Genomic DNA, 13,548 nt, shown 5'->3' on the forward strand with positions numbered 1-13,548 from the left:
CGTCAGAAGCACTCGAATGTAATTTCGATCGATTCGTTGTCGACGCCACGCACGCCGATCGTGTGCACCGAAATCGCGTGCATGCGCTTGTTCTGCTCGCGGCAGTACGTATTCGCGTGTTTCATTCCCGCATTGCGGATGCTGTTCCATGATGCAAAGCTATTGCGCGCACGGCTCGTAACGATCAACGAGCCGTTCGGCCGTACTTCCACATTCGATACCGCCGTGCAGGCAGTCAGCACACTCACCCCAGCCAGCAGCAGACGTCTCTTCATGTTCCTCCCGAAGTGCGCGCATTGTGAGGGCGCACGCGCCCCGACGGCAATAGGTACAAAGACCCGGTACGAAAACCCGTCGACAATGTTTGACAACGGCGCGGCCGCTCCGCATGCGGCATCGTGCGGCAGACGATGACGCGCCCGCCCGCAGCCGTCATCATACTGGCATCGCGCCGCGGGCCGGCTCAGGCGTCGCGCGGCCGATGAGCCCATTTTCCGCCGACCGTAAGGAGAGCCAATATGAACGGGTGGATGCACGAGGTCTGGGTCGTGGCGCAGCGCGAGTTCTCCGATCTCAACGATCTGGCGAGTATCACTCAGCTCGTCATCCGTCTTTGCGTTGCGCTCGTGCTCGGCAGCGTGGTCGGTTTCGAGCGCGAACTGGCCGGCCGGGACGCCGGCTTGCGTACGCATATGCTGGTCTCGACCGGATCCGCGCTTTTCGTGCTCGTGCCATTGCAGGCCGGCTTTGGGCAGGACGACATGAGCCGCGTGCTGCAAGGCCTCGTGTCCGGCATCGGTTTTCTCGGCGCCGGCGCAATCATCAAACTGAGCGCCGAGCGCGAAGTACGCGGACTCACAACGGCGGCGAGCCTGTGGTTCGCGGCCGGCGTCGGTGTCGCGGCCGGGCTCGGGCGCGAGGCGACCGCGATCCTCAGCACGGTGATCGCGCTCGTGATTCTCGCGGGCTTGCGAGCGTTGAAGCCGTCGATAGGGCCGCTCAACAAGTGAGCGTATCGTAAGGAACGGTGGCGCGGGTGCCTCGAACGCTGCCCGATCAAACTTCAGGCGAACGATATTCCGGCGGCATGTAAAAGGGCGTCGTCTCGGCGCTTTCGGTCGCGATCGGTCGACATGGCGACCGCGCACCTGGGCGTCCATGAAAGTGGTGCGATGGGTGCGCGTGCCGACCCTGTGATGGCCATCGGGTATTGGCGTAACGACGCGGCGGTGCACGGCAAATTTGTGGCTGAAGGACTGTGACGGGCGATGCTGGCGTTGCGGACGACGAAGGTTTCATTCGTTTTATCGGACGCGACGACGATGTCGTTGCCGGAGCGTCGTGCGGATAGGCGCCGCGACTACAGAAGGCTGCCTGTTGCGGCATCTGGCCGCATCATTCATTTTGCCGGCGATCTGCCGTTAACGGCGACAGGCAAAGTGATCGCGCGCGAACCGGGCAAATACATGGCGCGTGCGGCATTGGCAATTTTCGGGACAACAATGTTCTGTAAAGCGCAGATATTTGATTGAAGCCATACAAAGTGTCGACATATTGTGGGCATCATTTTTTCACTTGAGCTATACTCAACCCCGCGCAGCTGGTAAATTCGGCTCGTTGGGCGGAGTTCATTAAAAAGATGTAGATGTTTGCATTTTTAACTTGACTAAAGCTCAACCAGCCTCTGATTTGTTCAGGTGAGGCTAGATGACTTCAGGGACCGATAAGGATCGCAAAAAATCGTGTGCGGGAACGACACTGGACGCTACTGACCGCAAACTATTGGCGTTGTTATCGGAAGACGCACGCCTCACGTACGCCGAGCTCGGCAAGCGCCTCCACCTCTCCGCTCCCGCCGTACATGAACGCGCGAAGCGCTTGCGCCAGGATGGCGTCGTCAAGGCTACCGTCGTCACAATGGATGCCGCAAAACTCGGACGGCCTCTACTCGCGTTCGTGCATGTCGATACGACAAGCTGGATGGCTACCCGGCAACTGCTGCAGCTCGAAGAGTTGCCCGACATTGAAGAGATTCATACCGTCACCGGCGAAAGCGCGATGCTGTTGAAGGTTCGCACGCGCGACACGCAAAGTCTTGAACGTTTGCTCGAGCGTATTCATTCAATCGAAGGCTTTGCCGGAACGCGCAGCTACATTGCTTTGACGACCTATCTCGAACGTGGCCCGAGCCCGTGCGTATGAACGCGCGTCGGCGCGCACACCGGGCTATGCGCATCACCGCGATTTCATTTCAATTGCCTGCGCGACGACATTCATTCGCCGCGCAGTGTCTTCGGCAGCACGTTACTGGTCGATGCGTTTGAGCGACGCGGCGACGTCCTCGCGGAATTGACGAAGACGGCGCAGTTCGTCGCCGTTTGGCGCAATTGCCTTCATGATGAGTCGGGTGACTTCGGAGGCGGTCGTGGGGATGTCCGGCACGCGATCGGCTTCGATATTGCGCCACAGGATGTGTTCCATCATGCCGAACAGCATGTCGCGTACGATCGATAAACGGATCTCCGGGTCGATCTCGCCGGCTGCTTGCGCTTCGCGCAGCGCGATCATGAAGCTCGCGAGGTAGCGGCGTTTGAGATCGGCAAGATCTTCGGCGAACTCGCCGTGAACCGTGCGGCCCTCGCTGAGGATGAGCGCACAGAAGCCTTTCGTATCTTGCAGCAGATAATTGAGGTGCCGCGTCACCACATAGTCGATCTTGTTGCGCAGGCCTTCGGTGCGTGGAAAGTCCTCTTCCATTTGCGCGGTGATCATCGTGTACCAGGTGTAAAGCAACTCCTGGCAAAGCTCACGCTTGCTGCCGAAATACGTGAAGATCGTCGCTTCGGAAATGTTGAGGCGGCGCGCGATTTCCGCGGTCGTGCCGCGGTCGAAGCCCTGTTCCCCGAATACAACCTGAGCCGTATTCAGAATATCGATTACGCGTTGTTCCGAACGAGCGCCAAGAATCTTCGCAGCCAATTTTGGGCTGGTGAATTTAGGCGATAGAACCACGAAGCCCCCTGAGGATCGAGATTTGATTATTACTCAGGTTCGCGGATCGCTGCAAGTCCAAAACAAAACGTTATAAGGCAATCAGCATACGTTGCCACACGAAGTTAGACGAACATCGCGCTCTTCGCATTGCGGCGTGGCTTGCGACCCGTTTGTGCGAAAGTCTTATGCTTGCGGTTTCGTGACCATCAGGTTCGCATCCCTTGCGAGCCGCCATTTGCCGTCCGGTTCCTTGCGCAGGATCGTCAGGGTATAGCCTGCGCGACGGGCGGACTGCGTATTGCCAGGCAATGTCATCGTGACGTCAAGACAATTGCGCAGGAACGCCCAGTCGCCGAGTATCTGTAATTCCTCGATATTGCTTGTCGCTTCGAAATGCGCGGGTTTCAGGTTGTCCATTTCAGCCATGAAAGCCGCCTTTCCGAAAGGCTTTTCACCGCACACCATAAAAACGGCATCGTCTGCGATCAGACTCGACAACGTGGCTAAATCGCCGGCTCGCGTGGCGGCGAGCCAGCTATCCACGAGATTGCGAATTGCGCGTTCATCCTCGTTCATTGCTCTTTCCTCGATCGGTTTTGCAAGAATTTCGATTACGGGCCGTGCGGTCGTGCCGGTGTTGAGTCCGGGTTGAAGTCGATTTTTGTTTCGGAGTCGCGACGAAAAAGTCCGAATCACGCAATCGATGATCTTTTCGGCCATCCATTCGGGCAAGACGTTGCGGATATTACACAGTGCCTGCTGAAAGCCGTTGCCAACTCAACTAAGATAGCGGTGTCCCGTTATAGGAGTCCCTTTGTCCAACTCGTCTTCGGAACGACGTCGGCCGAAGCAGGCCCGCGCGTCATTCGCACTCGACAGCATTCTCGAAGCCGCCGCGCGCATTCTCGAAGTACATGGCAAATCAGGACTGACCACTCAGCGCGTAGCCGACGCGGCGGGCTTCAGTATCGGCGCGCTCTACCAGTATTTCCCGAACAAGGAGGGCCTTGTCGAAGCGCTCGCACGGCGCGAACTGGATCGCCTCACCGAACTGATGAGCAACGCGCTTGCCGACGCTGCTCCGTCGGGTACGGGCCTCAACGCGCGTCGCATGATACGCGCGATGGCCGCGTTCATCGGCGACAGGCCGCGCCTCTACGGCATTTTGCGCGCCGAGTGGAGCGATGCGGCGCGGGATTCGCCGATCGGCGAGGGCATGCAGCGTTATTTCCGGCTGATCTCGGACGCATTGCATAACGAGAGCCCCGAACCCGGCAAGCGCATTGCCGCGGACGAGGCGCGCTTCGTACTGTTCCGTGCGATTTCGGGTGTGCTGCTCGCCACCGCGCTCGAGCGGCCCGAATATCTCGGCACGCGCAGGTTCGAGGACGAAATGGTGCGCCTCATTCTCGGCTTCATCCGCTACGATCTGCCGTCCGGCGTCGCTCCCATGGGCAGCTAATCGCCGCCGGGCACCGACATGCGCGATGCATATGTGCCGCGCGCCGTTCGCGTGCCAAGCTAAGTTATGAGGAATCCTCGCATACTGTGCGAGCCTCTTGTCCGACCGTTTGTGCCGATGTCATATTGTCGGTCCGCGGACGGGCCAAGCCTGTCCATTCTTTCCACTCGAACAAGAAAGCTTGTCGGCGCCTGGCGATCGAATAGCTGTCAAAAAACGCTTGGCCGTCATCGGGGAAGGCCATGAATCACTACCAGCTGGAAACGGATATCCAGCACCTCGAGCAGGTGCTTACCCATGCCTGCGCAAATGATCGGATTCCGCTTTCGCTTTCGTACTGGCGCAAGCGCGTGGAGAGCGTCACCTCCGCCGCATCCGTGCCGTCGCAACGCAGCCGCGTAAAGAAGCTGAACGAAGCTTTGCTTGCCCTCGAAGCGCGAGCGCGGTCGTAACAGTCCCTGGTCGTCGTTTCTACATGTGCCTGCGCCGGCGCGGCCCGCATCCGCGGACCGCATCTTCGGCGCGCATCACCTTTGCTATCCGAACCTAACCAGGTCCGGATGCATGGCCTGCCCGCGCAGGCGGCAACAGTTTCAATCGCCCCGGCACGGCTTGCAATTTTTGCGGCCCGGCACGCCGACCCGGCGGGTTCGAGCGGTGCGCGTCAACGTCGAATGACGCCCATCAGCAGCGTCACGAGGAAGATCACGATAAAGATGAAGAACAGCACCTTCGCGATTTCCGCGGCGCCAGCCGCTATGCCGCCGAAGCCGAACACGGCCGCGATGATGGCGATCACGAAGAAAATGGCAGCGTATCGAAGCATGAATCCCTCCACCGTTGAGTAGCTGAAACGAACTGATCAACCCGATTGCGGCGGCCGTCGCATGGTTGCTCCCGACTCACCGACGCATCCAGCAGAGCAACACTTGTGCCTGTCACTCGGGAATTTTTCCGGGAAATTTTGCGGATATTTCTGCAGAATTGCCAGTTGTAAAAAAGCCAAAACGTTGCAGATGCGATTTCCATGCAAAATTCTGTTTTAACGTTTGCGCGTCTTTAACGATAAGGGCTATTGATCAATCGCACCTTTCATTCGGTAGTTTTTGCGCAGTCTATTTCGACAAAAGGCCTTTTCTTTGTGCGGCAACGCACGCTAAAATGCGCGCCAAATTCAGGGAATAGCGCTTCGTGAAGTCCGTTCGTTGCTGGTCTGCAATTCGACGCGGAAATAGCGCGTGGCGGAGAAAAAACCGGTGCGTTGGGAATCCGATTCAGGAAGTCGCATAAGCCGTCGATAAGCAGGTAATTCGATGGTCCGGTTAAAAGCAATAAGCGAACGGACAGCCATCATGTCAACGGAGTTTGGGGCGGGGACGGCGAGGCCGGTATCGGCACGCATTCGTTGGTTTTTTTCAGCACTTCCGGTGCGGCATACCGCGTGCGTCTGGGCGACGCTCGCGCTCGTCATGCTCGCGGGCGCCGTGTCGCAACGCGAAGCGCAGGCACAGACGCATTCTCAGACTCCCGACGTTCAGGACACCGCTGCGGCGCCGTCCGGCAACCGCGCAACTCGCAGCAGCGCGCCTAACATTGCCTTCTTCGATGGCGCGCATCCGCCCGTCGATCTGCTGCAGGCCTTCGATGCCGTGGTGATCGACCCGGCGAGCGGCTTCGACCCCGCCGCACATCCGCTCGCGCATACGGCCTGGATCGCACGCACGCACGCGATGAGCGGCGATGCATCGTCATTCGTCGCACAGCAGATCGAGCCGCTGTGGCAGCGCGGCTATCGAGGCTTCCTGCTCGACACGCCGACGGCGATTGCCGCGATTGACGCAATTCGCGCGGCGCATGCCGACGCGCGTCTGGTCGTCGGCGGCGCCGACGCGCTCGAGGCCGCGCTGCCGCACGCCGCCGCGCTGTATGCGGTGGTGGGTCCGTCGCTCGTGCGCGGCGCCGCGCCGGGCGCCGGCACGCGCACGCTCGACGTGTCGGCCGATGAGCGTGCCGCTCGCAGCGCGGCCGCGCGTTCGTTCACGCAGCGCACCGGCGTGCCGGTGATCTCGATCGAATTGTGCCCAGGCGACGATCGCGCCTGTGCGCGCACCACCGCCGCGCAGGTCGTGGCGAGCGGCGTGACGCCCTATGTGACGAACGTTTCGCGCAACGTGGTCGGCATCGGCGCGATCGAGGTGCTGCCGCGGCGCGTCCTCGTCGTGCAGGATCGCCCCGACGATCTGCCGCTCGACGAAACGCCCGGCGTGCGCGACGTCGCCACGCCGCTCAACTACCTCGGCTACGACGTCGCATACGCGAACATCAACGACGGATTGCCCGACGACGTGACGCCGGACCGCTATGCGGGCGTCGTCGTCTGGCTCGAAGGCGACGAGGCGCGCGACACGGCTACGTGGCGCAGATGGATCGACGCACGCATCGCTTCGCATGTGCCGGTGGCGTTCATCGGGCAGTTCGGTTTCGATGCGGCCGAAGACGAAGGTCCGGCACTCGATCTGGAGCCGGTGGCAGGGCCCTTCACAGAACCGGTCAGCGTGGTGTCGCGCGACCCGGTCATCGGTTTCGAGACGGACCCGAAGCTCGGTCCGCGCGATCTGACGGGCGTGCGTGTCGGTGCGGCGAGCCGGTCGCTGTTGCGTGTGAAGTCCGGCGAAGCGACGCTCGATCCGGTCGCGATCACGCCATGGGGCGGTTACGCACTGAGCCCCTACACCGTCGTTTCGCTGAACGGCATCGGCCAGGAGCGCTGGGCGATCCAGCCGATCAGATTCTTTGCCGATGCGCTGCGTCTCACGCCGATGCCGGCGCCGAGCGTGACGACCGAGAACGGGCGGCGTCTTTTCATGTCGCACGTCGATGGCGACGGCTTCGCATCACGCGCGGAGTTTCCGGGCGCCGACTACTCGGGCGAAGCGCTGTACCAGCAGATCTTCACGCGCTACAAGGTGCCGATGACGCTGTCGGTGATCGAAGGCGAGGTCGGTCCGAAGGGCCTGTATCCGCAGATATCGCCACGCCTCGAAGAGATCGCGCGCAAGATGTTCGCGCTGCCGTACGTGTCGATCGGCACGCACACCTATTCGCATCCGTTCGAATGGGAGAACGTCGATGCGAAGACCGGCGAGCGAATCGATCGCGGCGGCGGCGACACGGCATTCTCGCTGAACATTCCGAACTACAAATTCAACATCGACCGCGAGATCACGGGCTCGATCGACTACATCAATTCGCGCCTCGCGCCTCCGGGTAAAAAGACCGTGGTGCTGCAATGGCCCGGCAACTGCGAGCCGCCCGCGATCGTCGTGCGCAAGGTATATGCGGCGGGCGTCGACAACATCAACGGCGGCGACACGGTCATCACGAAGAGCGCGAACAGCTGGACGAACATCGCGCCGATCGGTGTCGCGAAAGGGCCGGGCGCTTACCAGGTGTACGCGCCGAATCAGGACGAGAACGTTTATACGAACGACTGGCTCGGGCCGTTCTACGGATTCACGCGCGTGCTGGAAACGTTCGATATGACCGACCGGCCGCTGCGCTTCAAGCCGATCGACATCTATTACCACATGTATAGCGGCACGAAAGTCGCATCGCTGCGTGCGCTCGACCAGATCTTCGCAGCAGTGTTGAAGCAACCGGTGCTGCCGGTGCAGATCACCGATTACACGCATAAGGTGCTCGACTGGCGGACGTTCGCGGTTGCGCGCGAAGTGCGCGCAGCGAGCGCCGAGAACACGGCAGCCGCCGCGGGCAGCACGTGGATCGTGCGCGGCAACGGCGAAGTGCGCGAACTGCATTGGCCGGGCACGAATGCGCCCGATCTGCGCGCGTCGCGCGGCGTGACCGGCTATGCGCCCGGTCCCGACGGCACGTACATCCACATCGCCGACGGCGCCGCGCGCGTCGCATTCGACACGCCGTTGCGCGACGCGATCGCCGCGCAGGCGCCGACGGCATCATCGGCTGCAGCGACGGCCGCGAACCGCGCGCAAACGCCGGCCGCATCGTCGAACACCATGCCTTACATCGCGCAGGCCAACGGTTTCGTGCGCGATTTCAAGCGCGACGGCCGTGGCATGTCGTTCCAGTTCGGCGGCTACTACCAGCCCTTTGTCGAACTCGCGAACGCGCAGGGCTGCAGCGTCAGCGTAGCGGGGCGGCCGGTCGCAACGAAGCGCGATGGCTCGAAACTGCGTTTCGACACGGCGCCCGCCGCCGGTCTGAACGTCGACTATCAGCCCGTCGAGGTTGCGTGTCATGGCTAATCCGGCGGCGAATGTGGAAACCCAAACGGCCAGTTCCGCGGCGCAGAAGCGCCCGCGCATCGTTTCGACATGGCTCGTGCTGACGCTGGCCGCCGTCGTGCTCGCGACGATGTACGCTGTGGCGCCGCGCGGTGGCATGCGTGAGCGCATTGCGTCGGTCGGCGCGCCAAGCGATCTCTCCGTTGCCTATCTCGAAGCGTGGTCGCGCGTGCAGCCGGACAACGAAGAATTTCTGTCGCTGCTCGGTGCGCAGTATCTGTATCTCGGCCGCGCCGACGATGCGCAGCGCGTTGCTGCGCGGATGGACGCACTGCATACCGACGATATGCGCCGCGCCGCAACGATGCTACGTCTTGGCGTCGCCGAGCAACGCACGTTCGCGCTCGTCGAAACCGATCCGCGCCGTGCGGCCGCGCTCGACGACCTTCGCGCAAAATTGACTGCCGCGGCAAACGAGCAATGGGCGCCGCACGATCTCGAATGGCTTGCGCAGCGCGCGGCCGCGGCCGGCTTGCCGCGAGTCGCCCTCGATCTTTATGCGCGGTTGTCGGCGCACGACCCGAAAGGGCGCCACGAGTGGGACACGCAGATCACGCGCTACGCGCTGCAGGTCGGCGACTACCATGCGGCCGCCGATGCGTGGTTCCGCAAGCAGGCCACCGCGCAGACGCGCGACGAAGCACGCCGCTGCTTTATCGCGGGCATCCGCACGCTGCAGTCCGGCAATCTGCTCGACGATGCGCTCGCGGCGGCCGACGCGCATCTCGGCACGCTCGACGACGATCCGGCGACGCTGATCGTATTGCTGAATCTCGCGCGTGCGGCGAACCGTCCGGAGGCGGTCGACCGCTACGCGCGGATGCTGGCCCGCTATGCGCAGGCGCAGCCCGCCGAACCTGAGGGGCCGCATTCGCCGCGTTCGCCGGCCGCACTGGCATACGCGCAGGCGCATGGCGATCTGGCTGCCGCAATGGCGATCGTCGCGAAGATGCATGCGCGTACGCGCGTCAATGCAGCTTCCGCGTCGTACGCGTATCTGGACGGTCCGGTCGCGCGGCGCGCCGCGGGTGCGTCGTATGCCGCGCCTAACGCTATGCATGATGGTGTGTATTTGATTCGCGTTGCGGCGTCGACGCAGCCCGTCGCGGCGCCCGAGCAACCGGTTGTTCCGGCTACTGCATCGACGTCAGCCGCATCGACGTCGGCGGCAGTGCCGGCCGGCGCATCGGCGCCCGTCGCGAACGGGAATATAGCCGACGTCGTCTACAACGCATTCGTCGAATCAGGCGACCTCGCGAGCGCCGAGAAGATCGCCGCGCAACAGGTCCAGCGCGATCCGCACTCGGTGCTGTGGGTCAAACGCCTCGCGCAGACGGCCGAGTGGAACCGCGATGCGCCGCGCGCGCTGAAATCGTGGCTCGACTACGCGCAACTGTCCGACGACCCGGTCGGCTGGCAGAACGTGCTGCGCATCGCGCCGATGCTCGACGACGACGAAGCGTATCTGACCGCGCTCGTCCATCAGGCACGCCAGACGCCGAACGACCTGAAGCTGATCGACAACGTCACCGCGACCTACGAGCGCCTCGGCCGCCCCGACGACGGCCTCGCGTTCCTGCGTTCGCTGCCGCGCGGCGTGAATGGCGATGCGCTCGACCAGCGCATCGGTGCCCTCGCGGAGCGGGCCGGCCACGACGATCAGGCGCTCGCCGCCTATCGCGCAGTGCAGGCACGCCATCCGAACGATGCAAATGCGGCATTGCGCACTGCAAGCGTGCTGTATCGCGCGGGCGACTATCGCGCGTCGTTTGCGGCATTGAAGCGCGCGCGCGCCGGCGCGAGCGACAAGGACGAGGATTTCTGGCGCGACTACGCGGAGCTCGCGCGCCTGCTGCAGCTCGACAGCGAAGCGAACGATGCATACCAGCATCTGCTCGCAAGCGGCGTCGCGACGCCCGAAGAGCTCGGCGAAATGACGTACTTCTACGATCCGTATCCGATCGACGCGGGACGCGTGGCCGAACTGCGCTACCGGCGCGATCACACGCCGCGCGCGCTGCAGGATGCGATCTTCTATTACACCGACGCGCAGGCATACGACCGCGTCGCCACATTGCTCGCGAGCCTCACACCCGACGAGTTGCGTGCCGCCGAAGCTTCGCCGGGCGTGCTCGCCGTGCGCGCCGAATACGAGCGTCTGACCGACCGGCCGCTCGATGCGCTTGCCGACCTCAAGCGTGCGGTGGAGCTGCCCGATGCGACGTCGGACATGCGCGCGGCGTATCTGTGGACGCTCGTCGACTACGGCAGCGATGCGGACCTGAAGCTCGCGCTCAATCGCTGGCGCGGCAATATCGATCGCAGCGCCGCGTTGTGGGAGCCGTATGCGGCCGCCGAGATGCGTCTGAACCGGCCGGTCGCCGCGCTCGAGTATCTGCGCCGCCAGGCCGGCGCGCTGTCGCGCGATCCGCTGTGGCTGCTGACCTATGCCGACGCGCAGGAAATGGCGGGCCACGCGGACCTCGCTTGGTCGATTCGCCACAAGGTCTGGCTGCAGCTGCAACAGGATGCAGCCGCGCTCGCGAAGCTGCATGGGGCGCCGCGCGGCGCGCTGCGCGGACGCACCGCGCAGGATGCGGAAACATTGGCCGATGTGCGCGGCCGGCGCGTTGCGCTGTCGACCGACTACACGACGGCCGACGCCTCGGCGGCACTGCTCGATAACCTGCTCTCGACGCAAGCCGCACCGCCCGACGTTTCGTATGTGCGCCGCACGCTGCTCGGCAGCGCGAGCGGCTTGCCCGGGGGCGCGCCCGAGGCCGGCGCGAAACTGCCGCAAAACAGCCGCCTGCGCGATGCGGTCGCCAAAGAGGTGGCGATCGCATGGGCGCTGTCGCACGAAAGCAATCCGCTTGCGAAGCGTTGGCTCGCGCAGCAATACGCGGCGCGTCTCGCGCGCCCCGCGGATGCGCAACTGACGATCGCGCTTGCCGACAACGACATTCCCGCGCTCGAGCGCCTGCTGTCGCAGGAGCGCTCGCGGTTGCCGATCGCGGACCGCATCGACGCGACGATCGCTGTCGACCAGCGGCGGCGCGCGCAGCAGATTGCATTCGAGGGCCTCGAAGGCGCGCCGGAAGACACGGCCTTGCATACGCGCGTGACCGAAACGGCGCTCGACTGGCCGCAATCGATCGACGCGACGGTGACGAGCCACGTCGAGCATCCGCTCGACTATATCGAGCAGACACTCGCGGCGAGCCACAAGATCGCCGAGCGCTATATGGTCGGCGTGCTCGGTGTGCAGAACTTCCAGCATTCGACCGATATCACGCAGCTCGTCGATGTGCCGTCGGTCGACCGGTCGCTGAGCATCTATGGCGAGCGCCAGACACGCGATACCTCGTTCAAGGTGACAGCCGGCCGGCGCGACGCGCTCGCAAGCTTCTATACGTTTGCGCTCGCCGCCGAAACGGGCCGCAATTCGCCGCTCACGCTCGGCCTGCGCGCGGGCCGCAATCAGCTTGCCGACGAAACGCAATCGCTGCAGGTCGGCGCCATGAAGGACAACCTCGTCGGCGACTTCACGTATCGCGTGACCGAGCGCATTACGATCACCGGTAGCGTCGAAGCAGACCGTTTCTATAGCCAGGCGCGCAGTTATATCGGCAGCGGCGTGCTGTCGAACGGCGAAATCAGCTATCGCTTTCACACCGAATATCCGGACTACACGTTGCGCGTGGTCGGCACGCACGGCGGTTACGGCGCAAGCGGCAGCGCGGATCCGCTGATCTCGCGGCTGATTCCCGCGGCCGATCAGCCCGCGGTCGCGAGCGATTTCCTGCCCGATACGTACACGCAGTACGGCCTCTACTTCGGTTTCGGCAACGATCTGCTCGAACAGTACACGCATCGCTGGCGGCCGTTTCTCGACGTCGGCATCCTGCACGATTCGAATCAGGGCTGGGGACCGGACTTCAACGTCGGGCTGGCGGGCACCGTGTTCGGTGGCGACCATATGGCCTTGTTTATCCAGCATCAGCGCGTGTCGCGTCTCGGAACGCCGGTCACGCTGATGGGTGCGCGATATAGCTGGTACTACTGATGGGCAGGGCAGGGCGGCAGTGACCAAGACTCGCATCGAAAACGCGCGACAACGTAAAACGCAATGAACGGGAAAGGAGTGGTTCGATGAACACCAGAGACAAACTTACGCATACGGCACAGGGGCGGTTCCGTCCGCTTCGTTGGCTTGCCGCCGCCGCAACGACCGCACTGCTGCTTTCCGCATGCGGTTCGATCAGCCAGAGCGCGGCAACGCCGTCGCTCGTCACCGGCGATTCGGTGGCGGTCGTCGCGCTGGCGAATTTCACCGAGACGCCGGCGGCCGGCAGCAGCGCGACCGCGATCGCCGCGAACGTGCTGCGTCAGAACGGCCTGACGGACGTGCGCGTCGCGCCGGCCGATGCGGCGTCGAATGCGATGTTCGACACCGCGCAGCGCGAGATCGGCGAGAAGAAGCTCGCCTGGGCGCGCGAGCAGCACGTCAAATACGTGCTGACCGGCGCGGTCGAAGAGTGGCGTTACAAGGCGGGCGTCGATGGCGAGCCGGTCGCGGGCGTCACGTTCGAACTCGTCGATGTCGCGTCGGGCCAGGTCGTATGGAGCGCAACGGGCTCGCGCAGCGGCTGGAGCCGCTCGAGCCTCGCGAACGTCGCGACCTCGCTGATCGGCAAGCTGCTCGCGCCGTTGCGCGCGCACGCATGAAGCGGCGCATGCCGTCATCGGGTTTTAGACAAGCCATCA

The 13,548-nt window shown here is 63.3% G+C and carries 12 protein-coding genes; 8 read left to right on the top strand and 4 right to left on the bottom strand.

What is annotated here, in order from left to right; genetic code table 11:
- Nucleotides 1–2 precede the first annotated feature (2 nt).
- Nucleotides 3–275, bottom strand: a complete 273-nt coding sequence (locus QYH69_RS11110) for a hypothetical protein (protein WP_308831914.1) — start codon at nt 273–275, stop codon at nt 3–5.
- 243 nt (nt 276–518) lie between these two features.
- On the opposite strand from QYH69_RS11110, the gene QYH69_RS11115 reads away from it, so the two are divergent.
- The 3 genes from QYH69_RS11115 to QYH69_RS11125 all read left to right on the top strand — a co-directional run bounded on the left by QYH69_RS11115 (nt 519) and on the right by QYH69_RS11125 (nt 2,202).
- On the top strand, nt 519–1,010 hold the full coding sequence (locus tag QYH69_RS11115) for an MgtC/SapB family protein (RefSeq protein WP_308831915.1): 492 nt from the start codon (nt 519–521) through the stop codon (nt 1,008–1,010).
- A gap of 258 nt (nt 1,011–1,268) precedes the next feature.
- The gene (locus QYH69_RS11120) at nt 1,269–1,532 is read left to right on the top strand and encodes a hypothetical protein (protein WP_308831916.1); all 264 of its coding nucleotides are present in this window, start codon (nt 1,269–1,271) and stop codon (nt 1,530–1,532) included.
- A gap of 175 nt (nt 1,533–1,707) precedes the next feature.
- The gene (locus QYH69_RS11125; protein WP_308831917.1) at nt 1,708–2,202 is read left to right on the top strand and encodes an Lrp/AsnC family transcriptional regulator; all 495 of its coding nucleotides are present in this window, start codon (nt 1,708–1,710) and stop codon (nt 2,200–2,202) included.
- 102 nt (nt 2,203–2,304) lie between these two features.
- Here the strand turns inward: QYH69_RS11125 and QYH69_RS11130 are convergent, their stop codons facing one another.
- Together QYH69_RS11130 and QYH69_RS11135 are read right to left on the bottom strand one after the other, a co-directional pair.
- A complete protein-coding gene (locus tag QYH69_RS11130; RefSeq protein WP_308831918.1) occupies nt 2,305–2,979 on the bottom strand; it encodes a TetR/AcrR family transcriptional regulator in 675 nt (224 codons plus the stop codon).
- A 198-nt stretch (nt 2,980–3,177) separates the two neighbouring features.
- A complete protein-coding gene (locus QYH69_RS11135; RefSeq protein WP_308832027.1) occupies nt 3,178–3,570 on the bottom strand; it encodes an SgcJ/EcaC family oxidoreductase in 393 nt (130 codons plus the stop codon).
- Nucleotides 3,571–3,808: 238 nt separating this feature from the next.
- Here QYH69_RS11135 and QYH69_RS11140 point away from each other — a divergent pair, with 238 nt between their 5' ends.
- Both QYH69_RS11140 and QYH69_RS11145 read left to right on the top strand, forming a co-directional pair.
- The gene (locus QYH69_RS11140) at nt 3,809–4,456 is read left to right on the top strand and encodes a TetR/AcrR family transcriptional regulator (protein WP_308831919.1); all 648 of its coding nucleotides are present in this window, start codon (nt 3,809–3,811) and stop codon (nt 4,454–4,456) included.
- A gap of 242 nt (nt 4,457–4,698) precedes the next feature.
- Entirely contained in the window at nt 4,699–4,908 is a 210-nt protein-coding gene (locus QYH69_RS11145; RefSeq protein ID WP_308831920.1) for a hypothetical protein, read from the top strand.
- A gap of 212 nt (nt 4,909–5,120) precedes the next feature.
- Here QYH69_RS11145 and QYH69_RS11150 read toward each other — a convergent pair whose 3' ends face one another.
- Nucleotides 5,121–5,282: a DUF1328 domain-containing protein gene (locus QYH69_RS11150; protein WP_028368672.1), complete on the bottom strand. Its 162-nt coding sequence runs from the start codon at nt 5,280–5,282 to the stop codon at nt 5,121–5,123.
- Nucleotides 5,283–5,925: 643 nt separating this feature from the next.
- Here QYH69_RS11150 and QYH69_RS11155 point away from each other — a divergent pair.
- The 3 genes from QYH69_RS11155 to QYH69_RS11165 all read left to right on the top strand — a co-directional run bounded on the left by QYH69_RS11155 (nt 5,926) and on the right by QYH69_RS11165 (nt 13,509).
- Nucleotides 5,926–8,742 carry a sugar ABC transporter gene (locus QYH69_RS11155; RefSeq protein WP_308832028.1) on the top strand — a complete coding sequence of 939 codons (2,817 nt, stop codon included), beginning with the start codon at nt 5,926–5,928 and terminating at the stop codon, nt 8,740–8,742.
- On the top strand, nt 8,735–12,847 hold the full coding sequence (locus QYH69_RS11160; RefSeq protein ID WP_308831921.1) for a tetratricopeptide repeat protein: 4,113 nt from the start codon (nt 8,735–8,737) through the stop codon (nt 12,845–12,847). The genes QYH69_RS11155 and QYH69_RS11160 overlap by 8 nt, the downstream gene beginning before the upstream one ends.
- Before the next feature lie 86 nt (nt 12,848–12,933).
- Nucleotides 12,934–13,509, top strand: a complete 576-nt coding sequence (locus QYH69_RS11165; protein WP_308831922.1) for a penicillin-binding protein activator LpoB — start codon at nt 12,934–12,936, stop codon at nt 13,507–13,509.
- Nucleotides 13,510–13,548 lie beyond the last annotated feature (39 nt).

Origin of the sequence: Paraburkholderia sp. SARCC-3016 (assembly GCF_031119615.1) — a bacterium.
In the GTDB taxonomy this organism is placed as follows: Bacteria; Pseudomonadota; Gammaproteobacteria; order Burkholderiales; family Burkholderiaceae; genus Paraburkholderia.